The 25,946-nt window shown below is 71.7% G+C and carries 27 protein-coding genes; 15 read left to right on the top strand and 12 right to left on the bottom strand.

Annotated elements, in window-relative coordinates; genetic code table 11:
• Positions 1–9: 9 nt before the first annotated feature.
• From AC27IY_RS00860 to AC27IY_RS00845, 4 genes are all read right to left on the bottom strand, one after another.
• Positions 10–408 (bottom strand): hypothetical protein, encoded by a 399-nt coding sequence (locus AC27IY_RS00860; RefSeq protein WP_371252835.1) that lies wholly within the window; start codon positions 406–408, stop codon positions 10–12.
• Between the two features lie 190 nt (positions 409–598).
• Positions 599–1,018: a hypothetical protein gene (locus AC27IY_RS00855; protein WP_487176773.1), complete on the bottom strand. Its 420-nt coding sequence runs from the start codon at positions 1,016–1,018 to the stop codon at positions 599–601.
• Between the two features lie 130 nt (positions 1,019–1,148).
• Complete coding sequence (locus AC27IY_RS00850; protein WP_449954684.1) at positions 1,149–1,775, bottom strand: hypothetical protein; 627 nt, start codon at positions 1,773–1,775, stop codon at positions 1,149–1,151.
• A gap of 58 nt (positions 1,776–1,833) precedes the next feature.
• The gene (locus tag AC27IY_RS00845) at positions 1,834–2,613 is read right to left on the bottom strand and encodes an HAD-IIA family hydrolase (protein ID WP_344205794.1); all 780 of its coding nucleotides are present in this window, start codon (positions 2,611–2,613) and stop codon (positions 1,834–1,836) included.
• A gap of 59 nt (positions 2,614–2,672) precedes the next feature.
• On the opposite strand from AC27IY_RS00845, the gene AC27IY_RS00840 reads away from it, so the two are divergent.
• The 8 genes from AC27IY_RS00840 to AC27IY_RS00805 all read left to right on the top strand — a co-directional run bounded on the left by AC27IY_RS00840 (position 2,673) and on the right by AC27IY_RS00805 (position 11,679).
• On the top strand, positions 2,673–3,866 hold the full coding sequence (locus AC27IY_RS00840) for a M20 metallopeptidase family protein (RefSeq protein ID WP_487176772.1): 1,194 nt from the start codon (positions 2,673–2,675) through the stop codon (positions 3,864–3,866).
• A gap of 55 nt (positions 3,867–3,921) precedes the next feature.
• Complete coding sequence (locus AC27IY_RS00835; protein ID WP_487176771.1) at positions 3,922–4,887, top strand: zinc-dependent alcohol dehydrogenase family protein; 966 nt, start codon at positions 3,922–3,924, stop codon at positions 4,885–4,887.
• A gap of 145 nt (positions 4,888–5,032) precedes the next feature.
• Positions 5,033–6,868 carry an ABC transporter substrate-binding protein gene (locus AC27IY_RS00830; RefSeq protein WP_364456615.1) on the top strand — a complete coding sequence of 612 codons (1,836 nt, stop codon included), beginning with the start codon at positions 5,033–5,035 and terminating at the stop codon, positions 6,866–6,868.
• 3 nt (positions 6,869–6,871) lie between these two features.
• A complete protein-coding gene (locus tag AC27IY_RS00825) occupies positions 6,872–7,879 on the top strand; it encodes an ABC transporter permease (protein WP_344205788.1) in 1,008 nt (335 codons plus the stop codon).
• Positions 7,876–8,781 (top strand): ABC transporter permease, encoded by a 906-nt coding sequence (locus AC27IY_RS00820; RefSeq protein WP_344205787.1) that lies wholly within the window; start codon positions 7,876–7,878, stop codon positions 8,779–8,781. The genes AC27IY_RS00825 and AC27IY_RS00820 overlap by 4 nt, the downstream gene beginning before the upstream one ends.
• 5 nt (positions 8,782–8,786) lie before the next feature.
• Entirely contained in the window at positions 8,787–9,800 is a 1,014-nt protein-coding gene (locus AC27IY_RS00815; RefSeq protein ID WP_344205786.1) for an ABC transporter ATP-binding protein, read from the top strand.
• Positions 9,797–10,807 (top strand): ABC transporter ATP-binding protein, encoded by a 1,011-nt coding sequence (locus AC27IY_RS00810; RefSeq protein WP_364456619.1) that lies wholly within the window; start codon positions 9,797–9,799, stop codon positions 10,805–10,807. Before AC27IY_RS00815 ends, AC27IY_RS00810 begins: the two co-directional genes overlap by 4 nt.
• Positions 10,807–11,679: a GNAT family N-acetyltransferase gene (locus AC27IY_RS00805; RefSeq protein WP_487176770.1), complete on the top strand. Its 873-nt coding sequence runs from the start codon at positions 10,807–10,809 to the stop codon at positions 11,677–11,679. The genes AC27IY_RS00810 and AC27IY_RS00805 overlap by 1 nt, the downstream gene beginning before the upstream one ends.
• Positions 11,680–11,681: 2 nt before the next feature.
• On the opposite strand, the gene AC27IY_RS00800 is transcribed toward AC27IY_RS00805, so the two are convergent.
• The gene (locus AC27IY_RS00800; RefSeq protein WP_423447718.1) at positions 11,682–12,785 is read right to left on the bottom strand and encodes an exo-beta-N-acetylmuramidase NamZ family protein; all 1,104 of its coding nucleotides are present in this window, start codon (positions 12,783–12,785) and stop codon (positions 11,682–11,684) included.
• Positions 12,786–12,843: 58 nt separating this feature from the next.
• Here AC27IY_RS00800 and murQ point away from each other — a divergent pair, with 58 nt between their 5' ends.
• The 3 genes from murQ to AC27IY_RS00785 are packed head-to-tail and all read left to right on the top strand — an operon-like array spanning position 12,844 to position 15,246.
• Positions 12,844–13,743 carry an N-acetylmuramic acid 6-phosphate etherase gene (murQ, locus tag AC27IY_RS00795; RefSeq protein WP_423447720.1) on the top strand — a complete coding sequence of 300 codons (900 nt, stop codon included), beginning with the start codon at positions 12,844–12,846 and terminating at the stop codon, positions 13,741–13,743.
• Between the two features lie 41 nt (positions 13,744–13,784).
• Positions 13,785–14,831, top strand: coding sequence for a serine hydrolase domain-containing protein (locus AC27IY_RS00790; protein ID WP_487176769.1), 1,047 nt, complete (start codon positions 13,785–13,787; stop codon positions 14,829–14,831).
• Positions 14,832–14,865: 34 nt separating this feature from the next.
• Positions 14,866–15,246 (top strand): VOC family protein, encoded by a 381-nt coding sequence (locus tag AC27IY_RS00785; RefSeq protein ID WP_487176768.1) that lies wholly within the window; start codon positions 14,866–14,868, stop codon positions 15,244–15,246.
• On the opposite strand, the gene AC27IY_RS00780 is transcribed toward AC27IY_RS00785, so the two are convergent.
• Positions 15,243–16,130: a TIGR03619 family F420-dependent LLM class oxidoreductase gene (locus AC27IY_RS00780; protein WP_487176767.1), complete on the bottom strand. Its 888-nt coding sequence runs from the start codon at positions 16,128–16,130 to the stop codon at positions 15,243–15,245. The two genes, AC27IY_RS00785 and AC27IY_RS00780, sit on opposite strands and share 4 nt — an antisense overlap.
• 45 nt (positions 16,131–16,175) lie before the next feature.
• Here AC27IY_RS00780 and AC27IY_RS00775 point away from each other — a divergent pair, with 45 nt between their 5' ends.
• Together AC27IY_RS00775 and AC27IY_RS00770 are read left to right on the top strand one after the other, a co-directional pair.
• A complete protein-coding gene (locus AC27IY_RS00775) occupies positions 16,176–17,039 on the top strand; it encodes a phosphotransferase (protein ID WP_487176766.1) in 864 nt (287 codons plus the stop codon).
• 58 nt (positions 17,040–17,097) lie between these two features.
• Positions 17,098–17,358: a TFIIB-type zinc ribbon-containing protein gene (locus AC27IY_RS00770; RefSeq protein ID WP_364456635.1), complete on the top strand. Its 261-nt coding sequence runs from the start codon at positions 17,098–17,100 to the stop codon at positions 17,356–17,358.
• Between the two features lie 47 nt (positions 17,359–17,405).
• Here the strand turns inward: AC27IY_RS00770 and AC27IY_RS00765 are convergent, their stop codons facing one another.
• The 3 genes from AC27IY_RS00765 to pcp all read right to left on the bottom strand — a co-directional run bounded on the left by AC27IY_RS00765 (position 17,406) and on the right by pcp (position 21,024).
• The gene (locus tag AC27IY_RS00765; RefSeq protein WP_487176765.1) at positions 17,406–18,266 is read right to left on the bottom strand and encodes a hypothetical protein; all 861 of its coding nucleotides are present in this window, start codon (positions 18,264–18,266) and stop codon (positions 17,406–17,408) included.
• 164 nt (positions 18,267–18,430) lie between these two features.
• Entirely contained in the window at positions 18,431–20,107 is a 1,677-nt protein-coding gene (locus AC27IY_RS00760; protein ID WP_487176764.1) for an ABC-F family ATP-binding cassette domain-containing protein, read from the bottom strand.
• Between the two features lie 275 nt (positions 20,108–20,382).
• Positions 20,383–21,024: a pyroglutamyl-peptidase I gene (pcp, locus tag AC27IY_RS00755; protein ID WP_487176763.1), complete on the bottom strand. Its 642-nt coding sequence runs from the start codon at positions 21,022–21,024 to the stop codon at positions 20,383–20,385.
• A gap of 121 nt (positions 21,025–21,145) precedes the next feature.
• Between pcp and AC27IY_RS00750 the strand changes: the two genes are divergently transcribed.
• Both AC27IY_RS00750 and AC27IY_RS00745 read left to right on the top strand, forming a co-directional pair.
• Positions 21,146–21,310: a hypothetical protein gene (locus AC27IY_RS00750; RefSeq protein ID WP_344205762.1), complete on the top strand. Its 165-nt coding sequence runs from the start codon at positions 21,146–21,148 to the stop codon at positions 21,308–21,310.
• 51 nt (positions 21,311–21,361) lie between these two features.
• Positions 21,362–23,116, top strand: a complete 1,755-nt coding sequence (locus AC27IY_RS00745; protein ID WP_487176762.1) for an AMP-dependent synthetase/ligase — start codon at positions 21,362–21,364, stop codon at positions 23,114–23,116.
• An 18-nt stretch (positions 23,117–23,134) separates the two neighbouring features.
• On the opposite strand, the gene AC27IY_RS00740 is transcribed toward AC27IY_RS00745, so the two are convergent.
• The 3 genes from AC27IY_RS00740 to meaB are packed head-to-tail and all read right to left on the bottom strand — an operon-like array spanning position 23,135 to position 25,909.
• A complete protein-coding gene (locus tag AC27IY_RS00740) occupies positions 23,135–24,217 on the bottom strand; it encodes an acyltransferase family protein (RefSeq protein ID WP_487176761.1) in 1,083 nt (360 codons plus the stop codon).
• Complete coding sequence (locus tag AC27IY_RS00735) at positions 24,214–24,834, bottom strand: TetR/AcrR family transcriptional regulator (protein ID WP_487176759.1); 621 nt, start codon at positions 24,832–24,834, stop codon at positions 24,214–24,216. Before AC27IY_RS00735 ends, AC27IY_RS00740 begins: the two co-directional genes overlap by 4 nt.
• A 49-nt stretch (positions 24,835–24,883) precedes the next feature.
• Positions 24,884–25,909, bottom strand: a complete 1,026-nt coding sequence (gene meaB, locus AC27IY_RS00730) for a methylmalonyl Co-A mutase-associated GTPase MeaB (protein ID WP_487176758.1) — start codon at positions 25,907–25,909, stop codon at positions 24,884–24,886.
• Between the last annotated feature and the right edge of the window lie 37 nt (positions 25,910–25,946).

The following is a 25,946-nucleotide window of genomic DNA, read 5'->3' as shown; positions in this document are numbered from 1 at the left end:
CGGTCCGGTTCAGTCGTCCTCCCGGGCCAGTAACCGGTCGAGCTTGATGCCGAGGTCGAGCATCTCCGAACGTACGGACTCGAACTCCTGGGCCATCTCGGCCCGCACCTCCGCGAACCCCTCGGCGATGTCGACGCGCAGCTGGATCTCGTCGCCGGAGCTCCTGGACACCCGGACGAACGGCGGGACCATCGCGCGGCGCACGCCCTCGACCTCGGTCTGCAGGGCCGCGAGGTCCTGGCCCATCTCCAGGCAGACCTCGCCGACGCGGCCGCGGAGGGCGGCTATCTCCTTCTGGAGGACCCGGGTCCGTTCGTTGATCTCGCGCAGCAGCTCCGCGTGGCGGGCCGCCGACGGGCCGGCCGACCTGTCGCGGTCCGCCTCCAGGTCCTCAACACGGAGCTTCAAGCCGAGAATCTCCGTCTGCACATCCACCCACGCCCGCCTTCTCCCTCGCGTCCTTGTGTCCGTCCGATCGCGTTCTGTGACGATCGTAGCCAGCACGCCCCCTCCGCGAGACCGGCTTTGCCCACATCAGACGCGTCGTGTCGAACATGCTGGAGCCCCCGGCCCCCTTCGGGCCGAGGGCTCCCCCGCCTTACGCGCTCAACTTCTCCAGGATCAGATCCACCTTGGAGTCCAGCTTCGTCACCTTGTCATCCAGACGGGTTACCTTGTCATCCAGGTGGGTCACCTTCGCATCCAGGTCGGTGACCCTCGCGTCCAGGCTGGTGACCCTCGCATCCAGGCTCGTGACAGTGGCTCGGAGCTCGGACACCTCACCCTTGATCTCAGTGACGTCCCCTTGCAGGCGGGTGATGTCGCCTTGCATCGTGGTGACGTCCTTGCGGAGGTGCGTGATGTCCTTCTGCATCTTCTCCGTGCGGGCGTCGACGCGCTCGAAGAGCTTGAGGTGTCGGTCGAGTTCCTTGGTGTGGTCCGTCACGATGCCCCCCGTTTTCAGGAACTTCTCGATGTCGCCCACCCGGCGCTTCAGGCCGTCGATCTCGAATTCCACGTACACGAGCCCCTCCAATGCCTACAGTGACTGGTGGGACCTGGCTACGTAGTTTAGCCAGGTCCCTTTCTGGGCCAGGCGATGATTGCACAGAGTGGGAGAGTCGCGACGTTGCGTAGTGGTTTCTGATCTACTTGCGGTCCTCGATCTCCCAGAGGTGGTCGAGGACGTGCCAGGTGACGCGGCGCAGTGCGTAGCGGGGTGGCCAGGCGGTGGTGAGGGGTGGCTGCCAGGCGGAGGACAGGGTGGCGGTGAGTTCCTGGCGCAGGGCGTCGCGGTCGGCGGCCGACTTGTACGGCTTGTGTCGCACGTCCACCTTGCGGGCGAAGGCGCGTTCGGCCTCCACCACATGACTCACGATCCGGTCGCGGTCGCGCCCGCCGCCGCGCGGGCCCTTGCGCAGCTCTTCGGGGGCGTCCCCCGCGACCTCGTCGAACAGGTCCCAGGCGGCGCGCATCAGCGCGACCTGGCGCCTGGCGTCGGCGGCGGGCAGCGGCTCCAGGTCCAGGCCGGGGACGACGATCGCGGGGACGCCGAAGTCGGTGGAGGTGTCGCCGGGCACGCGGGCCACCACCTCCGGCTCCCCCGGCAGGAACGGGACGCCGGCCCGGTCGGCGACGACGCGGTAGCGGGCCTCGTAGTCCATCAGGCGGTCGAGGGCCGCCTCCTCGCTCTTGTCGGAACGGGCCCAGCCGGGCCAGTCGAGCGAGCAGGCGAACACCTTCTTGCGCCCGATCTCCAGGTGAACGCGGTTCATGGCGTCACAGCCTGCCAGGCGTACCTGTCGGGATCCGTCAGGTTCAGATGAGGTCGATTCAGATGAGGTCGATGAGGTCGGCGACCGATTCGACGATGAGGGACGGCCGGTAGGGGTAGCGGTCGATCTGCTCGCGCTGCATGACGCCGGTGAGGACGAGGATCGTGTAGAGGCCCGCCTCCATGCCGGAGACGATGTCGGTGTCCATGCGGTCGCCGATCATCGCCGTGGTCTCGCTGTGCGCCTCGATGTCGTTGAGCGCGCTGCGCATCATGCGGGGGTTGGGCTTGCCGACGAAGTAGGGGGCGACGCCGGTGGCCTTGGTGATGAGGGCGGCGACGGCGCCGCAGGCCGGGAGCGAGCCCTCGGTGGACGGCCCGATGGGGTCGGGGTTGGTGGCGATGAAGCGGGCGCCGTTCTCGATGAGCCGGATGGCGCGGGTGATCTGGGTGAAGCTGTAGGTGCGGGTCTCGCCGAGCACGACGTAGTCGGGGTCGAGGTCGGTGAGGATGTAGCCGACCTCGTGCAGTGCGGTGGTGAGCCCGGCCTCGCCGATGACGTACGCCGACCCGCCCGGCCGCTGGTCGTCGAGGAACTGGGCGGTGGCGAGGGCGGAGGTCCAGATGGACTCGGCGGGCACGGTCAGCCCGGCCCCGGCCAGGCGTACGGACAGGTCGCGCTGCGTGTAGATCGAGTTGTTGGTGAGCACCCGGAACTTCTTGCCGGATTCGCTGAGCTTCTTGATGAATTCGGCGGCCCCGGGAACCGGCCGCCCCTCGTGGACGAGGACGCCGTCCATGTCGGACAGCCAGGAGTCGATCCGCTTACGCTGAGTCACCCGGCCATCGTACCGACGTATCTTGTCGACTTCCGTGCCGGTACGTGAACAATGTGCTCATGTCGTTCATGGAATCCGCACAGGACATGCGGGACGAACTCGTACAGCTCAGGCACTCCCTCCACACCACGCCGGAGCTCGGCCTCCACCTCCCCCGCACCCAGGAGAAGGTGCTGGCGGCGCTGGACGGGCTGCCGCTGGAGATCAGGACCGGCGAGGCGCTCAGCTCGGTGACGGCCGTGCTGCGCGGCGGCAGGCCGGGACCCGCGGTGCTGCTGCGCGGCGACATGGACGCGCTGCCGGTGACCGAGAAGAACGACCTGCCCTTCGTCTCCCAGCTGCCCGGCCAGATGCACGCCTGCGGCCACGACCTGCACACGGCGATGCTGGCGGGCGCGGCGCACCTGCTGAGCGCGCGGCGCGAGGAGCTGGCCGGCGACGTGATCTTCATGTTCCAGCCGGGCGAGGAGGGCCACGAGGGCGCCAAGTACATGATCGACGAGGGCGTGCTGGAGGCGGCGGGCGAGCGGCCCGTGGCCGCGTACGGGATGCACGTGGTGTCGTCGATGCTGCCGAACGCGCTGTTCGCCTCCCGGCCGGGGCCGATCATGGCGGCGGCGGACGTGTTCTGCGTGACGGTCAAGGGCCGGGGCGGGCACGGGTCGAGCCCGCACCGGGCGCTGGACCCCATCCAGGCGGGCTGCGCGATGGTGACCGCGCTGCAGACGATGGTGACCCGGACGTTCGACGTGTTCGACCCGGTGGTGGTGACGGTGGGCAGCTTCCACGGCGGCTCGGCCGACAACGTGATCCCCGACGAGGCCCGGTTCGAGGCGACGGTGCGCACGTTCAGCAAGGAGAACAGGGCGCTGGTCAAGCGGCGGCTGGTGGAGCTGGTCGAGGGCATCGCGGCGGCGCACGGCATGACGGCCGAGACGTCGTTCGGGATGGGCTACCCGGTGACGGTCAACGACCAGGACGAGGCCGGGTTCGTGGGCAGGACGGCCGACGAGCTGTTCGGCCCGGGGCGCTACTTCGTCGCCCCGCAGCCGGTGATGGGGTCGGAGGACTTCTCGTACGTGCTGGAGCGGGTGCCGGGGGCGTTCGTGTTCCTGGGCGCGTGCCCGCCCGACCTGGACCCGGCCACCGCCCCCTACAACCACTCCCCCGAGGCGCGCTTCGACGACGCGGTGCTCACGGACGGCGCCGCGCTCTACGCCTCACTCGCGGCGACCCGGCTCGATGCCGCATGAGAATGCGAGTGAACGCCGTCTAAGGAGGTAACACCGCAGGAGGAGGTGGCGCGGGATGAGAGCGTGGGTGGTGCGCGAGCCGGGACCGATCGCGTCCGGCCCGCTGGAGCCGGTCGAGCGGGACGTCCCCGAGCCGGGCCCCGGCGAGGTGCTGGTGCGGGTGGAGGCGTGCGGCGTGTGCCGGACCGACCTGCACCTGGCCGAGGGCGACCTGCCGCCCCGCCGCCCGCGCACCACGCCGGGTCACCAGGTGGTGGGCCGGGTCGAGGGCACCGGGCGCCGGGTGGGCGTGGCCTGGCTCCGCTCGACCTGCGGCACGTGCCGCTACTGCCGGCGGGGCATGGAGAACCTGTGCCCCGCCTCCGCCTACACGGGCTGGGACGCCGACGGCGGCTTCGCCGAGTACGTGGTGGCGCCCGAGGACTACGTCTACGACCTGCCGGACGACGTGCCCGCCGAGCGGCTGGCGCCGCTGCTGTGCGCCGGGATCATCGGCTACCGGGCGCTGGCCCGCTGCGACCTGCCGCCGGGCGGGCGGCTCGGCATCTACGGCTTCGGCGCCTCGGCGCACCTGACCGCGCAGGCGGCGATCGCGCGGGGCGCGACCGTGCACGCGGTGACCAGGTCGGCGGCCTCGCGCCGGCTGGCGCTGGAGCTGGGCGCGGCCTCGGCGGGCGACCGGCCGCCCGAGCCGCTGGACGCGGCCATCCTGTTCGCGCCGGTGGGCGACCTCGTGCCGCCGGCGTTGGAAGCGCTGGACCGGGGCGGCACGCTGGCGATCGCCGGGATCCATCTGACGGACATCCCGTCGCTGAACTACGAGCGGCACCTGTTCCAGGAGCGCACGGTGCGCAGCGTGACGGCCAACACGCGGGCCGACGGGCGGGCGTATCTGGAGCTGGCGACGGCGCACCCGCCGCGGGTCTCGGCGGTGCCCTATCCCCTGGAGGCGGCCGGCCGGGCGCTGGCGGATCTGGCGAACGACCAGGTCAACGGCGCGGCGGTGCTGGTCGTCCCGTAAAGCTTTACTTGATGGCGCTTAGCGTCACTACGTACACTCATGAAGGAAAGTTACATTAACCTCACAGTCTCTGGAGATTATTGACGCTTTCCGGAGGCGACCGTAGGGTCCGGTCAATCCCTTGAGACATCCCCCGGAGCGGCAAATGAAGCGACTGGCAGCGGTAGTGACGTTGCTGGGCCTTGCCGCCGCGACAGCGGCGTGCAGCGGTGGTTCGACCAACAAGTCCGGCGACGCGGCGGGCGGTGGCGGTGGTGGCCTGTTCACCACCATCGACGTCAACCGGCCGGGCCTGGAGGCATCCGCCCCGGCCAACCCGTACAACCCCAAAGGCAACTCCTTCCCGGGCTACAGCTCCATGAAGCTCGGCTGGGTCAAGAACCACCTCACCGATCCCAACCAGGCTCTCCCCGGCATCGCGGCCAGCTGGGAGATCGCCCCTGACAACTCCGCGATCACGCTGAAGCTGCAGCCGAACGCCAAGTGGTCCGACGGCAAGCCCGTCACCGCCGACGACGTGAAGATGTCCATCGGCATCGCCTACACGCAGGGCAGCACGGCCTTCTCCGTCACCCCCGGCGCCGCGGGCGCGGCCGCCGAGGTCACCGTGGTGGACCCGCAGACCGTGAAGATCACGCAGGACATGGCCAACCCCAGTCCGAAGTTCGCGCGCGGCGTGCTCGACACCACCGTACTGCCCGCCCACGTGTGGAGCAGCGTGCTGCCGGCCGACTTCTGGGACAAGCTGAAGGCCGCCCGCGGCGAGGGCGCCGACGCCGAGAAGGCCCGCGAGGAGATCACCGGCCTGGGCGAGAAGATCATCGCCTTCGCCCCGGAGAAGGACGTCTCCGCCGGCCCGTTCGTGCTGGAGCGGGTGAACCCCTCCGAGGCGCTGCTGGTCAAGAACAAGTACTTCTACAACGCCGCGAACGTGGCCCCCGCGCAGGTGAAGTTCCTCAACTACACCGGCAACGAGCAGATCTGGAACTACCTCATCGCCGGCAAGCTCGACCACGCCGGCTTCACCGCCGCGCCGACCGACGTGATGAACCGGATCAAGTCGGCCAACGGCAACGAGGTCATCAAGGGCTACTCGCCGGTCGCGGTGAGCATGGCCTTCAACCAGACCAAGAAGCCGTACGACAACGTCCACGTGCGCCGCGGCCTCGCCTACCTCATCGACCGCGAGCAGGTCACGCAGGTCGCCTCGCCCGAGGGCGGCACCGCCGCCGTCACGACGAGCGGCATCCACCAGAAGGCCGCCCAGGCCTGGATCCCGGACACGCTGCCGTCGCTGGAGCCGTACAAGGTGGACGTGGCCAAGGCCGAGGAGGAGTTCAAGCAGGCCGGCCTGGTCAAGAAGGACGGCAAGTGGGCGCTGGCCGACGGCTCGGCGTGGAAGGTCTCCATGCACGCGCCCGCCGGCTTCTCCGACTGGCTGTCGGCGCAGGAGAACATCAAGAGCCAGCTCGTCAAGGCCGGCGTGGACGCCGAGGTCGTGACGACCGCCGACTACCCGCTCTACCTGGAGGAGCTGGCCGCCGGCAAGTACGACGTCGGCTTCTGGCTGATGGCGCTCGGCCCCGCGCCGTACGACATCTTCCAGCGCCTCTACGGCGCCTCCAACGGCTGGGCGAACGTGGCCGGCAAGGTGCAGCACTCCGCGCCCGGCAAGAACGGCAACTGGATGGGCGGCCCCGAGGAGATCGAGGTCGACGGCGAGAAGATCAACCCCGGTGAGCTGACCGCCAAGCTGAACTCCTCCGACGAGCAGGCCGCCAAGCCGATCATGGCCCAGCTCGCCAAGGCCGCCAACCAGGACCTCCCGGTCATCCAGCTCTGGGACTACGTCAACACCCAGTTCGTCAACAACAGCCGCTTCACCGGCTGGCCGCACGACGACTCCATCCTGCGGATGGGCACCGGTGTCCTGCCCTCGGGCGTGTGGATCCAGCAAGGTCTGATCAAGGCGAAGCAGTAGCCTATGACGCTCATCGCACGGCGACTCGCGGGCCACCTGGCCCGCGGGTTCGTCATGATCCTCGTAGTCGCGACGATCAGCTTCTTCATCGTCAACAACATCCCGGGCGACCCGATGGCCGCCCGGTACGAGAAGCTGATCGAAGGCGGCATGGCCCCCGAGGCCGCCCGGCAGGCGGTCAAGGTGCTCTACGGCTTCCAGCCCGACGGCAGCCTGTGGCAGCAGTACACCGACTTCATGGCCGGGTTGTTCCGGCTCGATCTCGGCGTCTCGGTCAGCAGGCCCGGCACCCCGGTGCTCGACGTGCTGACCGACGCGGCCAAGTGGACCGTTCTACCGGTGCTGGCCGGCACGCTGCTGAGCTTCCTCGTCGGGATCATCCTCGGCGTGTACGCCGCCGTCAAGCGCAGCGGCAAGCTCGGCGACGCCCTGTCCATCTCGGGCTCGCTGCTCCACGGCGTCCCGCAGTACGTGCTGGCGCTGCTGGTCGTGATGATCTTCTCGACGCTCCTCGGGGTCCTGCCCGCGGACGGCTCGGTGGACATCCTGTACGAGCCCGGCTGGAACGCCGGCTACCTCGGCTCGCTCGTCGAGCACGCCCTGCTGCCGGTCCTCACCTACGCCCTGTCGGCGTACGGCGGGTGGATCCTGGCGATGAAGTCGTCGGTGGTCACCGTGCTCGGCGACGACTTCATCCTCGCGGCCGAGCTGCGCGGGATGAAGCGCTCGATCGTCTTCCGCTACATCGCGCGCAACGCGATCCTGCCGCTGTTCACCATGCTGGCCCTGTCGCTGGGCCTGCTGCTCGGCGGCGCGGTCTTCATCGAGAAGATCTTCAACTATCCCGGCCTCGGCTGGCTGCTCATCGGCGCCGTCAACGACCGGGACTACGCTCTGATGGGCGGCGCGTTCCTGCTCATCACCGTCGGCACCATTCTCGCCAACATCGTCGCCGACCTCTTCTACACGGTCATCGACCCGCGGGTGCGCAGCGGGGAGGAGGTTTCGTGAGCGCGACGCTCATCCCCGAGACCGGATCGGCCGCCTCGACCCTGCGCCGCAACTTCTGGCGCGGCGTGTGGCGGGTGATGCGGCGCAAGCCGAGCCGCCTGGTCGGCGTGGTCATCCTGGCCGGGTTCGTCGTCATGGCGGTCGTCGGGCCGATGCTGCTGCCCGACCCGCTGCCCAACGACCCGGCCGCGATCACGCAGCCGCCGAGCTGGGAGCACTGGCTCGGCACCGACCCGCAGGGCCGCGACGTGCTGGCGCTGGTCATCACCGGCTCCCGGTACGTGCTGCTGACCGCCGCGATCACCGCGCTCATCACGGTGGTCGTCGGCACCTCGATCGGCCTGTTCTCCGGCTTCAAGCGGGGCCGCTGGGACACCGTGCTCATGCGGGTGACCGACATGAAGCTCACCATCCCCGGCCTGCCGCTGCTGCTGGTGCTGGCCACCGTGTGGCGCTTCGGCAGCCCGTGGCAGATGGGCCTGGTGCTCGGCCTGCTGGGCTGGGGCGGCGTGGCGCGGGCGGTGCGCTCGCAGACGCTGTCGCTGCGCGAGCGCGGCTTCATCGAGGCGGCGCGCGGGCTCGGGCTGTCCACGACGCACATCATCGGCAAGGAGCTGCTGCCGAGCATGGCGCCGTACATCGCGATGAACATGCTCATCTCGGTGACCGGCGCGGTCTACTCGCAGGTGGGCCTGTTCTTCCTGGGCGTGCTGCCGTACGAGTCGGACAACTGGGGCGTGATGCTCAACCTGGCCGTGTTCCAGGCGGGCGCGCTGATCACCCCGAACGCGCTCGGCTACCTGCTGGGGCCGCTGCTGGCGATCCTGCTGCTGACGCTGGCCATCGTGCTCGTCGTGGACGCGATGGACGAGATCTTCAACCCCCGGCTGCGCGAGGAGTAGTGAGGGTGAGCAACCAAGCGCCGGGAGTGCGCATCGACGGACTGACCGTCGTCTACAAGACCCCCGCGGGCGAGCTGCCCGCCGTCAGAGGCGTGACGCTGACGCTGGAGCCAGGCTCGATCACCGGCATCGTCGGCGAGTCCGGCTCCGGCAAGTCCACGCTGGCGCTGTCGCTGCTGAACGCGGTGCAGCCACCCGGCAGGATCGCGGGCGGCAGCGTCGAGATCGACGGGCTCGGCGACGTCGTCGGGCTGCGCGGCGAGGAGCTGCGCAAGGCCCGCGGCAAGCACATCGGCTACGTCTTCCAAGCCGCCCAGAACTCCCTCAACCCGCTCAAGACGGTCGGCAAGCAACTACTCGACCTCGGCCGCTCGCACGGCGTGGACGACCTGCGCGGCCTGGTGCGCGAGGCCAAGGAGCTGCTCGGCCGCATGGGCCTGGACGGCGCCCGGGTGCTCGACTCGCACCAGCACGAGCTGTCGGGCGGCATGCGCCAGCGCGTCGGCATCATGCTGGCGCTGGTGCTCAACGCCCACCTGGTGGTGCTGGACGAGCCGACGACCGCCCTCGACATGATCACGCAGGCCAACATCCTGCGGATCGTGCGCGAGGTGCACGCCGAGCGCGGGCTGACCACGCTGGTCATCACGCACGACATCGGCGTGGTGGCGGAGGTGGCCGACCGGCTGGCCGTCATGTACGGCGGCCGCCTGGTCGAGCAGGGGCCGACGCGGGAGGTGCTGGGGGCGCCGCGGCATCCGTACACGCGGGGCCTGATCCAGGCCATCCCCCGGCTGACCGGCGACATCGGCGAGGCGCGGGCGCTGCCCGGCCGGCCGCCGACGCTGGCGACCGTGCCGAAGCAGGGGTGCGTGTTCAGGGAGCGCTGCGAGCTGCGCATGGACGTGTGCGACACCGTGGACCCGGAGACCGTCGCCGACGGCCCGCGCCTGGTGGCCTGCCACGCCGTGAACAGCGCGCCGGCGTCCACGACCGTCGCGACGAAGGAGCACGCGTGATCACCGGGACCGGCGTCGTCAAGACGTTCAAGCAGCGCGGCAAGGTGCTCGGCGCCCGCGAGGTGCGGGCGCTGCGCGGCGTGGACTTCGCGATCCCGAAGGGCGGGGCGGCCTCGTTCATCGGGGAGTCCGGCTGCGGCAAGACCACGCTGGGGCGCATCATCGCGGGGCTGGAGAGCTACGACGAGGGCGAGATCGTCATCGGCGACGTGCCGATGACGCCGCTGCGGCCCAAGCAGCGCCAGCCGCACTTCCGCAAGATCCAGATGATCCACCAGGACCCGTACTCGGCGCTCAACCCGACCCGGACCATCCACCAGACGCTGTACGCCCCGCTGAGCCTGCGCGCCAAGCAGACCGGCCGGTCGTCGGCGTGGATCGAGGAGCGGGCGGCCGAGGTGCTCTCGCTGGTCGGCCTGGACCCCGGCACGGTGCTGGCGCGCTACCCGCACCAGCTCTCGGGCGGCATGCGGCAGCGGGTGGTCATCGCGCGGGCCCTCACGGTGGACCCGGAGATGCTGGTGGCCGACGAGGCGGTCTCGATGATCGACGTCTCGCTCCGGCTCGGCATCCTGGCCCTGCTGAAGGACCTGCGCGAGCGGCTCGGCGTCAGCGTGCTGTTCATCACGCACGACGTCGCCACCGCCCGCTACATCGGCGACGACGGCGAGCTGTACGTGATCTACCGCGGGCAGGTCGTCGAGCGCGGCCCCGTGGACACGGTGATCGCCGATCCGGTGCACCCGTACACGCAGTCGCTGCTGTCGGCCATCCCGGTGCTGCACGGCCTGGAGCGGCCGGGCGAGGAGCCGGTGACGCCGCTGTCGTCGCTGGACGAGAGCCAGTCCGACGAGGGCTGCCTGTTCGCCCGCCGGTGCCCGTTCCAGGGCGAGCGGTGCGCCGACGAGCGGCCGCTGCTGCAGATCACCGAGGGGATCCCGCAGGAGCACGCGTGCTATTACCCCGAGCGGCGCAGCGTGATCGCGCGCCCGATGAGTGAGGTGTGATGGCCTTCGAGGCGCGGCCGATCGCGGACGCGGCGGAGCTGGCGGAGGCGGCCGGGATCGCCGCGGACGCGCTGACCTGCGACCCCGGGGAGGGGGCCGCGCTGGTCCGGCGGCTGGCCGCGCCGCCGCCCGGCCGGACGTGGACCGCGCTGGCCGTGGACGGCGGCGTGGTGATGACGTCCCTGTCGGAGAAGGACCCGGGGACCGGGCATCTCGATTTGCTCGCCGTGCACCCGTCGGCGCGCGGCGAGGGCCGCGGCCGGGCGCTGGTGCTGGCGGCCGAGGAGTGGCTGCGCGAGCGGGGCGCGCGGGAGGCCCGCTGGGCCGGCAACCCGCCCTGCTACGCCTGGCCCGGCATCGACGTGCGCTACACCGCCGCAGCCTGCCTGGCCGAGAGCCTCGGCTACGAGCGCTACCACGTGGCCTGGAACATGACGGCCGACCTGGGCGAGGGCGACCTGTCGGTCGAGGACGACCTGGTCCGGCTGGAGCAGGCCGGGGTGGCCGTGCGCGCGGCCGGCGGGGACGAGCGGGAGCGGGTGGCGGCGTTCGTCGCCGGCCACTGGAACGAGCGGTGGGCCTGGGAGGCGGCCAACGCCACCGGGCTGCACTTCGCCGAGCGCGACGGGGAGATCCTGGCGTTCGCCGCGTGGGGGGCGCGGCCGTCCTGGTTCGGGCCGATGGGCACCGCGCCGGCCGCGCGGGGGCTCGGGCTGGGCCGGGTGCTGCTCCGCAGGTGCCTGGCCGAGCAGCGGGCCGCGGGGCAGGCGGACGCCCAGATCGGGTGGGTCGGGCCGTTGCGGTTCTACTCGCGGGCCGTGGGCGCGCGGGCGGAGCGGGTCTTCTGGCTCTACCGGCGCGCCCTGGCGTGATGTCAGCCGTAGAGCAGCGGTCCCGAAGGGGTTCCCGGCGGCGGGCACAGCTCGCGCGGGTCCTCCCCGGCCTCCAGCCGCCGGGTCAGCTCGCCGGACCCCCACAGGTGGTCCAGGCCCGGCAGCAGGCGCAGGTCGTCCGGGTAGAGGGTGCGGGCCACGTGCAGCATCGACACCCCGGTCAGCACCGGGCGGAACGCCTCGCGGTCGTGCACGTGGAGCTGGACGCCGCGGACGGGCGTGCCGGCGTGCTTGTGGAAGGTGGGGGTGAAGCGGACGTCGCGGAAGCGCACCCCCGGCAGGCCGAGCGCGTCGAGCGCCGGGGCGAACCGGCCGTCCACGTAGGGGGCGCCGATCAGCTCGAACGGCCGGGTGGTGCCGCGGCCCTCGGAGAAGTTCGTGCCCTCGAACAGGCAGGTGCCCGGGTAGACGAGGGCGGTGTCGGGGGTCGGCATGTTGACCGAGGGCATCACCCAGGGCAGCCCGGTCTCCTCCCAGGGCGTGTCGCGCCGCCAGCCGGTCATCTTCACGACGGTCAGGTCCGCGTCGAAGCCGAACCGCCCGGCCAGCTCGCCCGCCGTCAGCGCGTGCCGCACGGGGATGGGGTGGCGGCCGACGAAGCTGGCGTACGCGGGGTCGAGCAGGGGGCCCTCGGCGACCGTGCCGCCGAGCGGGTTGGGCCGGTCCAGCACCACGAACCGCAGGCCCAGCCGGGACGCCGAGGCGAGCAGGTCGTACATCGTCCACACGTAGGTGTAGAAACGGCTGCCCACGTCGGCGATGTCGAAGACGAGCGTGTCCACGCCGGCGGCGGCGACCGCCGCGTCCAGCTCCTCGCCGGCCAGCTTGTACGTGTTGTGCACCGGCAGCCCGGTCCGCTCGTCCACGCCGTCGGCCTCGCCCCCGTCGGCCTGGGCGGTGCCGTGCAGGCCGTGCTCGGGGCCGAACAGGGCGGTCACCGGCGCCCCGGCGGCCAGCAGCGCCTCCGCCGTGGGGGTCAGGTCGGGCAGCACGCCGGTGGGGTTCGTGACGAGGCCGAGGCGGGTACCTCCCGCGAGCGCGGGATCGTTGGCCAGCCGTTCGGCTCCGGTACGCACAAGAGTCATGGAGCCATTGTGCTGAAAGATATTTACAAGAGGGAAGATAAGGGTGGAAATTAGCGTCATGATTGATCCGCTACCCGAGCTGTCCACCGAGCAGAGCGACCCCCGCTACAGCCAGATCGACCGGCTGCCGACGGAGCAGATCGCCCGACTGATGAACCAGGCCGACGCCGCCGTGCCCGCGGCCGTCGCGGTGGCCATCCCGGCGATCTCGGGAGCCATCGACGCGATCTCCGCCCGCATGTCGCAGGGCGGCCGGCTCCTCTACGTGGGCGCCGGCACGTCAGGACGCCTGGCCGTGCTGGACGCCAGCGAGTGCCCGCCCACGTTCGGCACCGACCCGTCGCTGGTCCAGGGCGTCATCGCGGGCGGCCCCGACGCGCTGACCCGGTCCGTCGAGGGGGCGGAGGACGACGCCGAGGCGGGCGCCGCCGCCCTGAGGGACCTCGACGTGGGCGCGCTGGACTCGGTGGTCGGCGTGTCCGCGAGCGGGCGGGCCCCTTTCGTGCTGGGCGCGCTGGCGGAGGCGGCCGTGCGCGGCGCGCTCACGGTGGGCCTGTCGTGCAACGAGGGCGCGCCGCTGTCGGCCGCCGCCCAGCACGGCATCGAGGTGGTCGTGGGGCCTGAGGTGGTGACCGGCTCGACACGCCTGAAGGCCGGCACGGCCCAGAAGCTCGTGCTCAACATGATCTCGACGATCAGCATGGTGAAGCTCGGCAAGACGTACGGCAACCAGATGGTCGAGATGTCGGCGATGAACTCCAAGCTGGCCGACCGGGCGCTGCGCATGGTCCGCGACATCACCGGCGCCGACCGGGAGACGGCGGGGGCGGCGCTCGACGCGGCGGGCGGGCGGACGAAGGTCGCGGTGCTCATGATCCAGCACGGCATCGACGCCGACGCGGCCCGCGCCCTGCTCGCCACGCACGGCGAGCGGCTGAGCGACGCGCTGAGCGGCTGAGCGGCGAGCTGAACGGCTGATCACGGGTGGAGGGGGCGGACATGCCGGACGGGCTTGCGGCGATCCTCGCGGGGGCGGTGCCGCGGGTCTGCCCGGCGGCCGTGGCGATGATCGCCGTGGACGGCGACGTCGCCGCCACGGCCGCCACGGGCGAGCTGGTGCGCTACACCGGCGCGGACGGCGCGCTGGCCGCCGAGCGCCCGCCGGTGCGGCACGACTCGATCTTCGACCTGGCCTCGGTCAGCAAGCTGTTCACCACGGTCGTGCTGCTCTCGCTGGCCGAGGAGGGCCGGCTGGCGCTGGACGAGCCGGCCGCCGCGCTGGTCCCCGGCCTCGACGCCAGGATCACCCCGCGCCGGCTGCTCACGCACACCGCGGGCCTGCCGCCCGGCCGCCGCATCGACAGGGAACTCCCGGACGCCACCGCCGCCGAACGCATGGCGGCGATGTGGCGCACGCCGCCCACCCATCCGGTCGGCGGCCCCTACCTCTACAGCGACGTCGGCATGATCATGGCGGGCGGGCTCGCCGAGCTGGCCGGGGACGCGCCGCTCGACGTGCTCGTCCGCGAGCGCGTCACCGGCGTGCTCGGCCTGGCCGACACCGGGTACGGGCCCCGCGACCCCGCCCGCGTCGCCGCCACCGAGTGCAAGGCCGGGCGTCCCGGCGTTGGCTGCGTACGCGGCGAGGTGCACGACGAGACCGCCTGGGCCCTCGGCGGCGTCACCGGCCACGCCGGGGTGTTCGCCACCGCCGCCGACCTGCTGGCCTTCGGCGAGACGCTGCGGCGCGGCGGCGGCCCGATGCTGCGGCCGGAGAGCGTGGCCGAGCTGACCCGCGACCAGGGCGCGACGGGCGCGCCCTTCCGCCACGGGCTCGGCGTGCGCCTCGGCGACCCGGCCATCGTCGGGCCGCTGACCGGCGCCTACGGCCATTCGGGCTTCACCGGCACGTCCCTCGTCGTGGACCCGGTCCGCCGCCTCACCGTGGTGCTGCTCACCAACGCCGTCCACCCCGTACGGGGCCGCGACGGCATCCGCGAGCTGCGCCACGCCGTCGCCGCCGAAGCCCTGCGACTGGCCGGCTGACCGTCCTGCCGCTTCTGCGCATAGCGTGGAAGTCATGGCAGTGCAGCTGAACCACACCATCGTCGCGGCCCGCGACCGGGACGCGACCGCCGCCTTCCTCACCGAGATCCTCGGGCTGGAGCCCGCGCCCGTCTACGGCCCCTTCCGGGTCGTCTCGCTCGGCAACGGCGTCTCGCTGGACGTGGCCCAGGCCGACGGGCCGGTGACCGCCCAGCACTACGCGTTCCTGGTGAGCGAGGAGGAGTTCGACCGGATCTGGGGGCGTATCAAGGAGCGGGGGCTGACGTACTGGGCCGATCCGTTCCACCGGCGGCCCGGCGAGATCAACACCAACGACGGCGGGCGCGGCCTCTACTGGTCCGATCCCGACGGGCACAACCTGGAGATCATCACCGTCCCGTACAGCGGGGGCTAGGGAGCCAGCGCCTCCAGGGCCTCCTCGGCGCGGCGCGCGGCCTCCCCGGCGTCGAGGCCGACGAACTCCTGGTCGAAGCTGAGGTCGTGGAAGACGTCGGTCACGCCGGCCGCGGCGAGCGCGTCCACGTCGGCCCGGATCTTGTCGTACGGGCCGGTCAGCGGCCGCTCGCCGGGCTCGGGCCTGACCCGCGTGACGCCACGGCAGACGAAGCGGAACCCGGCCGCGTCCCGCCCCGACGCGGCCAGCTCCGCCTTGATCAGCTTGATCCGCTCCGCGATGGCCGTCAGGTCCTCCCTGCTGGAGCTCACCCACCCGTCCGCCAGCCGGGCCGCCCGGCGCAGCGCCACCTCGGCCGTGCCGCCGAGCAGGATCGGCGGCGGCCCCGGCTCCGGCTTCGGGTCGAGGTGCGAGGCCGGCACGCGGTAGAACTCGCCCTCGTGCTCGACCGGGTCGTCGTTCCACGCCTTGCGCAGCACCTCGACGAACTCCTCGCCGCGCCGCCCGCGCCCCTCGAACGCCACTCCGGCCGCCGTGAACTCCTCCGGCACCCACCCGAGCCCGATGCCCGCGATGAGCCGCCCGCCGGACAGCGTCTGCAGCGTGGCGAGCTGCTTGGCCAGCACCACGGGCTGCACGTACGCGTTGATCACGGCGACCGCGAGCCCGATCCGCCCGGTCACCCCCGACAGGTGCGCCAGCGTCACCACGGGGTCGTGCACGCTGCGGTAGGTCGGCCCCATCTCGTGCCCCACGGGGTAGAGCAGGCGCTGGAACGTCCAGAGGTCGTGGTAGCCGAGCTCCTCGGCCCGGACGGCGACCCGGCGCAGGTTGTCCGGTGTGGCCCAGGCGCCCGACTGCGGTACGGCGAAACCTATTCTCATGCTCCCAGTCTGACCGACCGGTTTGCCGCCAATAGTCTGTACCCCGTGGGTCTTGAGGAGGAGCTGGCCGAGATCGCCGCCGGCTACGGCGGGACGGGCGCGCCCGTGTTGCATCCGACGCGTACGGACGTGATCGTGCTGCGCAGGGGCGAGGTGGTGGTCAAGGCCCACTCGGCCCGCGACGACGCGGAGGAGCTGCGCGTACGGTTACGGGCCGCCGCCTCCCCCGCGGCGAGCACGGTCATGCTGGCTCCGCTCGACCCCGAGGTGCTGACGGTCGCCGGGCGCGCGGTCACGGTGTGGCCCGCCGGGCGGCCCGTCCGTCAGGACGACCTCGACCACGCGCCCTGGGAGGAGGGGGCCAGGCTGCTGGCCGCGCTGCACGCCGTGCCGCTCACGCTGATGCCCGCCCTGCCCCCTGCGGGAGGGCCCGCGCGGGCCGCCCGCGCCGTCAGCAGGATGAGCGGCGACGGCCCGGTGGAGGCGCTGATCCGGCGGACGTTCAAGGAGCTGCCCGCGTCCCTGCCCACCCCTGGGCCCGCCCCCGGGCTGCTCACGCACGGCGACTGGCATCTCGGGCAGCTCGTCCGCCGCGACCGCTGGCTGCTCATCGACGTCGACGACCTGGGCGTCGGCGACCCGGCCTGGGACCTGGCCCGGCCGGCCGCCTGGTACGCCGCCGGGCTGCTCGACCCCGCCGTGTGGCAGCGGTTCCTGGGCGCCTACCTGGCCGCGGGCGGGCCCGCCCTGGGCGGCGGCGACCCGTGGGCGCGGCTGGACGTCCCGGCGCGGGCGCTGACCGTGCAACTGGCCGCCGTGGCCGTGGTCAACGCCGAGCGCGAGGGCCGGGAACTCGACGACGTCGAGCATTCGTTGATCGAGGCGTGCAACCGAATCGTCAGAGCGTAGGCGGGTTGCGCGCGGTAGGTTTCATCCTGGAACCTGAAAGCCAAGGAGAGCGACTTCGATGCAGTGCCCCAAGTGCCGCGGGAACATGCGGACCTATGAGCGCAACGGCGTCCACATCGAGCAGTGCGACAACTGCCGCGGGATCTTCCTCGACTACGGCGAGCTGGAGACCCTGACCAGGATGGAGTCGCAGTACCACGCGGCTCCCCCGCCGCCGCCCGCCCCCGGCCCGGCCTGGGGCGCGCCGTCGCACGGCGGCTACCACCACGGCCACCACCGCCACCAGCGCAGCTGGGTGGGCATGCTGTTCTCCACCTGATCGTGCGCGGGCCGCGTCCTCCTTGCGAGGGCGCGGCCCCTGGCCGATCAGCCGGGGAAGGACTCCGGGTCGACCGGGGCGGTGCGGGCGTTGCCGCCCGTGATGGCGTGCAGCGTGACGCGCCAGTCGTGCCAGCGGATCTGCGTGGCCGTGACCGTCGTCTTGAACGTCACCGACTTCTGGAACCTCTCGAAGCTGCACTCCCGGGTGAACGCCTTGTTGCGGCCGTCCCAGTCCACGCCGTGCGTGAAGTAGATCTTGTACGAGCCGTCGCGCACGCCCTTCACCTTGAACTTGGCCTTGCGGCGGACGTACACGCTGAACGCCTTGCTCTTGCCGCGCATCACGGTCACCACCGCGTCCCTGCCGGCGCCGTTGTCGATCTCCAGCGAGCTGCGCCCGCCGAACGATCCGTTACGGACGAACGAGCCGTTGCCGAGCCGCCGGGTCTGCTTGCGCGCCGCCTTCACGTCCACCACGTCGGCCGGGTAGTCTCCGGCCTTCTGCAGCGCCTCCCCCGCCTCGTCCAGCGCCTTGAGCTTGGCGCCGAGGTCGGCGAGCACGGCCGAGGAGGTGCACAGGGCGCGCGCGCCGACCTTGCCGCTCGTGGCGCCGAGCGCGGTGACGAAGTCCTGCAGGCTGGTGACGTACGCGTCGTGCTGCGGGCGGACGTCGGCCGGCGGGACCAGCGCGGCCAGCGACTCGGCCGCGCCGGACAACGTCTCCTCGGCCTTGCTGACCCGCTGGTCGAGCGCCTTGACCCCGCGCGCCCCCGCGAGCGAGCCGATCGCGTCGGCCATCGGCTTGTGCCTGCCGTCGAGCTCGGCCTTGTACGCCTCGGGGGTGAGCGCGCTCGCGCTCGGCGCGGCCGAGGCCGAGCCGGCGTCGCCGCCGGTGCCCCCTGCCACGCCGGAGACCGTGGACGAGCCGCCTTCGGGGGTCGGCGCGGTGGAGGAACAGGCGCCGACCGTGAGGGTCGCGAGAGCGAGAACACACGAGATCAAACGGGGTGAAGCCACCTGCCACACTATCGCCCGGTTGCTCCCCGCCCGTCAATCGGAGCCCCCTCCGGTCAGACCTCCGTCAACCCCCTCTCCCGGTCCTGGACCAGCCGCCGGGTGATGCCGATCGTCTCCAGGAACGGCAGGTCGTGGCTCGCCACGATCAGCGCGCCCCGGTAGGCCGCCAGCGCCTCGGCGAGCCGGCGGACGCTGGCCAGATCGAGATTGTTGGTCGGCTCGTCCAGCAGGAGGAGCTGCGGCGGCGGCTCGGCCGACAGCAGCGCGGCCAGCGTGGCGCGGAAGCGCTCGCCGCCCGACAGCGTGCCGACGGCCTGGGCGGCCCGCTGGCCGCGGAAGAGGAAGCGCGCGAGCCGGGCGCGTACCTCGTTGACCGACGCCGAGGGCGCGACGGCCCGGACGTTGTCGATGATGCTGAGCCCGTCGTCGAGCAGGTCGAGCCGCTGCGGCAGGTAGCGGACCGGCACGTGCGCGCCCTCGCCGGCGGCGATGCGCTTGAGCAGGGTCGTCTTGCCCGAGCCGTTCCTGCCGAGCAGCGCGATCCGCTCGGGCCCGCGCACGATCAGCGCCTCCAACGGCACGACCCGATCCTCCGCCGCGTCCTCCGCCGCCGTCTCCCCTTCTGCCGCGCCCTCTTCCGCCGTGCCCTCTTCCGCCGTGCCCTCTTCCCCCGTCTCCCCCTCTTTCGAAGGCGGGGCGAGCGCGAGGGACAGGACCGTGCGGCCGGACGGCACCTCGGTGCCCGGCAGCTCGATCCTGATCTCCGCGTCGCCCCGCACCGCCTGCTCGGCCTCGCCCAGCCGCTCGCGCGCCTCCTCCAGCTTCTCCTCGTGCAGGGTCCGCTGCTTGCCCGCCGTGGCCTGCGCCTTGCGCTTGAGCCCGTTGGCGACGATCTTCGGCGCCCTGTTGTTCGCGGCGGCCTTCTTGCCGGCCCGGATGTTCCTGTCGATCCTGATCCGCGCCTCGACGAGCTCGCGCTGCTGCCGCCGCACCTCGCCCTCGGCGGCGCGTACGGTCCGCAGCGCGGCCTCCTGCTCGGCGGCGGCCTGCCCCTCGTAGTCGGTGAGGTTGCCGCCGTAGAAGCGCACGCCGCCTTCGCGCAGCTCGGCGACCTGGTCGACGAGCTCCAGCAGCGCCCGGTCGTGGCTGACCACGACGAGCACCCCCGGCCAGGCGGTCACGGCGGCGTACAGCCGCTCGCGGGCGTCCAGGTCGAGGTTGTTGGTGGGCTCGTCGAGCAGCAGCACGTCGGGCCGCTTGAGCAGCTGGGCGGCGAGCGCGACCATGACGGTCTCGCCGCCGGACAGCGTGCCGACCGTGCGGTCCAGCCCGAGGTGGGCCAGGCCGAGCCGGTCGAGCTCGGCCCGCGCGCGCTCCTCGACGTCCCAGTCGTCGCCGATCGCGGTGAAGTGCTCCTCGGCGACGTCGCCGCTCTCGACGGCGTGCAGCGCGGCCCGCTTCCCGCTGATCTCCAGCAGGTCGGAGACCGTACGGGCGGCGGCGAGCGGCACGTTCTGCGGCAGGTATCCCACCTCTCCGGTGACGGTGACCGAGCCGGACCGCGGGGCCAGCTCACGAGCGATGATCTTCAGCAGGGTGGACTTGCCCGACCCGTTGACCCCGATCAGGCCGGTACGGCCGGCGGGGAAGGCGGCGTCGAGCCCGTCGAGCACCCGGGTGCCGTCCGGCCAGGCGAAGCTGACGCGGTCGACGACGATGGAAAAAGGCATAGAGGCGGCTCCCAGCACAAAAGTCGAAATCGTGCGACAAATTTCGTGACAGGCGGGAAACACCGCAGACGCGCGACACATGGAAGCCGGGGCCGAGCCCGCGACGGAGGGGCGAGGAGGATCGCCGAGAGGTCCAGGTGTGCGCACGAAAAGCCCATGACAGGGCGGAACTGCGCGGTGCCCGCGACCTCAGATCCTCACGTCAACTGCCCCCGTGGGTCGGCGATAAGACCATTCCAGGTTAGGGGATCACCCCGAGCAGGGGCAACCACGGGTCAGTGGAGGGCGCCGCCGGTCTCCTTCAGGTCCTCGGTCGTGGTGACCGCCGCGGACACGATCGCCGTCAGCGCCTCGGCGACGGACCGGGCGGGCATCGACGGCTTGTCGCCGTCCGGGACCTGCTCGGGCAGGTAGGGCACGTGCACGAAGCCGCCGCGCCGTCCCGGCCGGCCGGACTCCAGGTGGTGCATCAGGCCGTAGAAGACGTGGTTGCAGAGGTACGTGCCCGCCGTGTGCGACACGGACGCCGGCAGACCGGCGTCGCGGACGGCGGCCACGCACGCCTTCACCGGGAGGGTGGAGAAGTACGCCGCCGGCCCGCCCGCGACGACGGGCTCGTCGACGGGCTGGACGCCCTTGTTGTCCGGGATCCTGGCGTCGTCGAGATTGACGGCGACGCGCTCGACCGTCATGCCCGCCCTCCCTCCCGCCTGCCCGACGCAGATGACGACGTCCGCCCCGGACTCCTCGACGGCCGTGCGCAGCCGCGCGATGGCGTCATGGAAGACCACCGGCAGCAGCGCCGTGGTCAGCGACACCCCTTCCGGCGGCGCGGCCTCGGCCAGCCGCACCGCCTGCCACGACGGGTTGACGGCGGAGCCGCCGAACGGCTCGAATCCGGTGAGCAGCACGCGCATCGGGGGATTTCCTCTCGGGTAGGGGGAAAGGCTCATCCATGATGGCCCACGTGCGGGTCACGGCCGGCGAAGCAGGTTGTAAGTGTTGAACTGAACAAGGTCCTTACCTCAGGTTGGAATCATGCACCCCGGACACCGGCACGACCCCCTCGCCCTGACCGTCGTCTCCTCCCACCGCACCTCCGACGGCGTGGTGTGCTATCTCCGCTGCGCCTGCGGCGCGTGGGAGGTCCGCACCCCGGGAACGGTCGCCGCGATCCAGCCGCGGGGCCGGACCGTCGACTGATCGCGGCCTCCCGGCCTAGAGTCGGCACAACAGCACCTCTGGAGGACAGGCATGTCGAGCATCCCCGCCCTGTTACGCGACCGGATCGCGGCCACCCCCGACGCCGAGGCGTACCGCGTGCCCACCGATGACGGCTGGGAGTCGTTGACGTGGCGCGAGGTGGGCGAGCGCGTGCGCGGGCTGGCACTCGGCCTGGCGGCACTGGGAGCCGGCCCCGGCAGACGGGTGTCCATCCTGTGCTCGACCCGGCTGGAGTGGATCCTCACCGACCTCGCCGTGCTGGCGACCGGCGCCGCCACGACGACGATCTACCCGTCCAACACGGCCGCCGAGGCGGCCTTCGTCATCACCGACTCCGGCAGCACGATCGTCGTGGCCGAGAACGACGAGCAGGTCGCCAAGCTGCGCTCGGTCCGGCAGGAGCTGTCCGGCGTCACGCAGGTGATCGTCGTCGACGGCTCCCCCGGCGACGACGGCTGGGTGGTGCCGCTCGGCTCGGTGACCGGCGAGGGCGACTACGACGCCATGGTGGACGCCATCACCGAGGACGACCTCGCCACCCTGATCTACACCTCGGGCACCACCGGCCGGCCCAAGGGTGTGGAGCTCACCCACGACAACTGGCTGTACGCCGCCGACGCGGTCCGGCAGCTCGGTCTCATCTCCCCCGCCGACCTGCACTTCCTCTGGCTGCCGCTGTCGCACTCGTTCGGCAAGCTGCTGGAGGTCGTGATGATCGGCATCGGCGTGCCGACCGCGATCGACGGCCGGCTCGACAAGATCGCCGACAACCTGGGGGTGGTGCGGCCGACCATCATGGCCGCCGCGCCGCGCATCTTCGAGAAGATCCACAACACCGTGGCCGCGTCCATGCGGCGCGAGGGCGGCGCGAAGCTGCGCATCTTCGAATGGGCGCGCAGGACCGGCATCCGGGTCAGCCGGGCCCGCCAGCGCGGCGCGAGCCTGCCGCTCACCACCCGCGCCGAGTACGCGCTGGCCGACCGGCTCGTCTTCGCCAAGCTGAGGGAGCGCTTCGGCGGCAGGGTCCGCTACTTCATCTCGGGCGCGGCCCCGCTCAACACCGACATCGCCGAGTTCTTCGACGCGGCCGGCCTGACGATCCTCGAAGGCTACGGCCTGACCGAGTCGTCGGCGGGCAGCTTCCTCAACCGGCCGGACTCGCCGCGCTTCGGCACGGTGGGCCCGCCGCTGCCCGGCACCGAGGTGCGCATCGCCGACGACGGCGAGATCCTCATCGGCGGGCGCGGGATCATGCGCGGCTACCACGGCCTGCCCGAGGAGACCGCGGCGGCGCTGGAGGACGGCTGGCTGCGCACGGGCGACATCGGCGAGCTGGACGAGGCCGGCCGGCTGCGCATCACCGACAGGAAGAAGGAGCTGATCAAGACCTCCGGCGGCAAGTACGTCGCGCCGACCCACCTGGAGGGCTCGATCAAGGCGGCCTGCCCGTACGTGTCGCACGTGTTCGTCCACGGCGACCGGCGCAACTACGTCACCGCCCTGGTCACGCTCGACATGGACGTGGTCGCGCCGTGGGCGGCGGCCGAGTCGCTGCCGGCCGACGCCGAGGCGCTGCGCGAGCACCCGCGCATGCGCGCGGAGATCCAGAAGGCGATCGACCAGGTCAACGCCGACCAGGCCAGCTACGCGACGGTGAAGAAGTTCGCGATCCTCGCCGAGGACTTCACCGTGGAGAGCGGCGAGCTGACCGCCAGCCTCAAGATCCGCCGCAAGATCGTCGAGGAGCGTCACGGCAAGACCCTGGACGGCTTCTACGACGGCTGAGCACGTCCCGGGGGCCGGTCACAGCACGCGATCGGCCCCCGGCAGCCGCCGGACCAGGAAGGCCAGCCCCCAGCACAGGGGCAGCGCCGGGACCAGCATGATCACGAACTTGACCGCGGCGGGCGCGGACAGCCAGCGCAGCGCCCAGCCGAGGCCTACCAGCACGAGCGGGTGGACGACGTAGACGGCGTAGGCGTGCCGGGACAGGAACCGGCCGCGCGGTCCCTGCCGGTTCCACCGCTCGCGGAACCACACGGTCAGCCCGATGATCATGCCGACCGCGAAGACCGAATGCCACACGCTCATCGCGGCCGGGGCCAGCGGCCCGGTGCCGAGCGCCACCGGCATGAGCGCCACCGTGGCGACCCCGGCCGCGGCGAAGCCCACGCGGGACGCCCGCACCGGCAGCGTCTCGAACCAGCCGCGCCGGTGGGCGACGCAGCCGAGCACGAACATGGCCGCGTACTGCGGCATGAAGTCCGGCGTCGGCAGCCCCAGCGCGTACGTGCCGGTGGGCACCGGGATCCGCCACAGGATCGTGGCCGCCGCCAGCCCCAGCGTGAACAGCACGATCCAGCGCGGCCGCAGCGGGGCCGGGCGGGCGGGGAGCGGCGCGCGCAGCGCCCGCCAGCCGGCGTAGGCCAGCGCGAAGACGATCAGCACCTCGGCGAACCACATCGGGCCCGCGTCCAAGGTGTCGAGGTAGTGCTGCCAATAGGGGACGTCCGGGTCCTGGAGGTAGTCGCCGAGCATCACCAGCGGTCGCAGCAGCACGACGTAGGCCAGCAGCGGGACGCCGAGCCGGAGCAGCCGGTCGACGAGGAAGCGGCCCGCGCCCTTGCGGTCGTAGGAGCCGGGGGTGAACAAGCCGGAGATGAGGAAGAAGAACCCCATGAAGAACGCCTGGTTCACGACGAGCAGGACGTCCAGCAGGAAGCCCGAGGGGTCCTGGGCGGGCTCGCTGTAGTACCAGAGCGGGATGTGGGAGTAGGTGATGGCGGCGTGGTGGACGACCACCAGCGCGGTGAGCGCGACGCGTAAGTTGTCGAGGGCGAGGATCCTGGTGGTGGTGCTCGTGGTGCCGGTGGCCTCGGTCTTCATGTGGCACATGCCCTTTCGAGGAGGTCGGCGAGCTGGCGGGCGTGCTCGTCCAGGTCGTGCTCGGGGTGCTCGACCCAGTAGGCGAACATCGCGTCCACCGCGGCGGAGTGGGTGACGGCCATCACCCGGACGTCGAAGTCGCGGAATTCCCCGGCGGCCTGGCCGGCGCGGTAGATGTTCTCCAGGCTCCGGTAGATCTCGTCGTTGGTCCTGATGCCGAAGCGGGGCCTGCCGTCGGCGTCGCGCAGGTTGCCGAAGATCTGGCCCAGCGCCTTGAGCCCCTTGCGCTGCTCCCGCATGTAGGCGGCGACGGACAGCACGTGCGTGCGCAGCAGCTCCCTGGGCGACTCGACGCCCTGCATCGCGGCCAGGACGTGGTCGGCGATGGCGGTGTAGGTGACCACGACGACCTCGGTCATCAGCTCCTTCTTGCCGGCGAAGTGGTAGGAGATGAGCCCCTTGCTGATGCCGGCCTGCCTGGCGATGCGGGCCAGGGACGCCTGGGCGAACCCGACGTCGGCGATCACGTCGATGGCCGCGGCGACGATCTGAGCCCTCCGGGCGTCCTCGATGAACGACCGCGACTTCTGACCAGTTGGCTCATTTTCTGACCGCATGGCCAAAATCTAGCACGCGCGGTCAGGAAACGCGTGTGCGGCGTTCAGATCAGGAGGTGGCGGGGCCGCCTTCGAGGAGGCGGGAACAGGGCCGCTTGAAGACCGAGAGGAGCCGGTCGGCGGCGAGCGCCGGGGTCAGCGAGCCGTCCAGGATCTGCCGCTCCACCTCGTCCTTGATGGCGGCCACCTCGGGGTCGTCGCGCAGCTCGGCCAGCAGCCGCTCGCGGACCATCGTCCACGTCCAGCCGACCTGCTGGGCCCGCCGCCTGGCGGCCAGGTCGATCGACTCCTGGTGCGCCACGACGTGCCGCCACAGCTTCTCCAGGCCGTCGCCGGTCAGGCCGCTGCAGGTCAGCACGGGCGGCGGGGTGCTGTCGGAGCGCAGCATGCGCAGCGCGCCGGCCAGCTCCCTGGCCGCCTTCTTGGCGGGCAGCTGGTACTCGCCGTCGGCCTTGTTGACCGCGATCACGTCGGCCAGCTCCAGCACGCCCTTCTTGATGCCCTGGAGCTGGTCGCCGGTACGGGCCAGGGTGAGCAGCAGGAACGTGTCCACCATGTCGGCCACGGCGGTCTCCGACTGGCCGACGCCGACGGTCTCGACGAGCACCACGTCGAACCCGGCCGCCTCCACCACGACCATCGCCTCCCGGGTGGCCTTGGCCACACCGCCCAGCGTCCCCGACGTGGGCGAGGGCCGGATGAAGGCCGCGGGATCGACGGACAGCCGGGACATGCGGGTCTTGTCGCCGAGGATGCTGCCGCCCGTGCGGGTGGAGGACGGGTCCACGGCCAGGACGGCGACCTTGTGCCCCTCCCCGGTCAGCATCGTGCCGAACGCGTCGATGAACGTCGACTTGCCCACGCCCGGCACGCCGGACACGCCGATCCTGCGGGCGCGGCCGGTGAGCGGGGTGAGCTCGACGAGCAGCCGCTGAGCCAGGGCCATGTGGTCGGGCCTGGTGGACTCGACCAGCGTGATCGCGCGGGCGATCCACGTACGCGAGCCCGCGCGGACGCCGTCGGCGTAATCCTCCAGCGAGTGCACGCCCCGCACCCCTCTCTTCCTCTTGGTCATCATGTCTTCTGACAAATGTTGACTTTGCCAGTATGGT

The organism is Nonomuraea sp. B208, from assembly GCF_057536035.1.
Note: the sequence above shows the minus strand (reverse complement) of the source record. Positions and strands in the feature narration are given on the sequence as shown.

Bases quoted from the DNA above. Each gene is read 5' to 3' on its own strand.
- AC27IY_RS00745 (WP_487176762.1), top strand. From the start codon at position 21,362: ATGTCGAGCATCCCCGCCCTGTTACGCGACCGGATCGCGGCCACCCCC.
- AC27IY_RS00785 (WP_487176768.1), top strand. From the start codon at position 14,866: ATGGCAGTGCAGCTGAACCACACCATCGTCGCGGCCCGCGACCGGGAC.
- pcp (WP_487176763.1), bottom strand. From the start codon at position 21,024: ATGCGCGTGCTGCTCACCGGATTCGAGCCGTTCGGCGGCTCCGCCGTC.
- AC27IY_RS00825 (WP_344205788.1), top strand. From the start codon at position 6,872: ATGACGCTCATCGCACGGCGACTCGCGGGCCACCTGGCCCGCGGGTTC.
- AC27IY_RS00840 (WP_487176772.1), top strand. From the start codon at position 2,673: ATGTCGTTCATGGAATCCGCACAGGACATGCGGGACGAACTCGTACAG.
- meaB (WP_487176758.1), bottom strand. From the start codon at position 25,909: ATGACCAAGAGGAAGAGAGGGGTGCGGGGCGTGCACTCGCTGGAGGAT.
- AC27IY_RS00735 (WP_487176759.1), bottom strand. From the start codon at position 24,834: ATGCGGTCAGAAAATGAGCCAACTGGTCAGAAGTCGCGGTCGTTCATC.
- AC27IY_RS00780 (WP_487176767.1), bottom strand. From the start codon at position 16,130: ATGAGAATAGGTTTCGCCGTACCGCAGTCGGGCGCCTGGGCCACACCG.
- AC27IY_RS00740 (WP_487176761.1), bottom strand. From the start codon at position 24,217: ATGAAGACCGAGGCCACCGGCACCACGAGCACCACCACCAGGATCCTC.
- AC27IY_RS00760 (WP_487176764.1), bottom strand. From the start codon at position 20,107: ATGCCTTTTTCCATCGTCGTCGACCGCGTCAGCTTCGCCTGGCCGGAC.
- AC27IY_RS00805 (WP_487176770.1), top strand. From the start codon at position 10,807: ATGGCCTTCGAGGCGCGGCCGATCGCGGACGCGGCGGAGCTGGCGGAG.
- AC27IY_RS00830 (WP_364456615.1), top strand. From the start codon at position 5,033: ATGAAGCGACTGGCAGCGGTAGTGACGTTGCTGGGCCTTGCCGCCGCG.
- AC27IY_RS00750 (WP_344205762.1), top strand. From the start codon at position 21,146: ATGCACCCCGGACACCGGCACGACCCCCTCGCCCTGACCGTCGTCTCC.
- AC27IY_RS00790 (WP_487176769.1), top strand. From the start codon at position 13,785: ATGCCGGACGGGCTTGCGGCGATCCTCGCGGGGGCGGTGCCGCGGGTC.
- AC27IY_RS00850 (WP_449954684.1), bottom strand. From the start codon at position 1,775: ATGAACCGCGTTCACCTGGAGATCGGGCGCAAGAAGGTGTTCGCCTGC.
- AC27IY_RS00835 (WP_487176771.1), top strand. From the start codon at position 3,922: ATGAGAGCGTGGGTGGTGCGCGAGCCGGGACCGATCGCGTCCGGCCCG.
- AC27IY_RS00770 (WP_364456635.1), top strand. From the start codon at position 17,098: ATGCAGTGCCCCAAGTGCCGCGGGAACATGCGGACCTATGAGCGCAAC.
- AC27IY_RS00800 (WP_423447718.1), bottom strand. From the start codon at position 12,785: ATGACTCTTGTGCGTACCGGAGCCGAACGGCTGGCCAACGATCCCGCG.
- murQ (WP_423447720.1), top strand. From the start codon at position 12,844: ATGATTGATCCGCTACCCGAGCTGTCCACCGAGCAGAGCGACCCCCGC.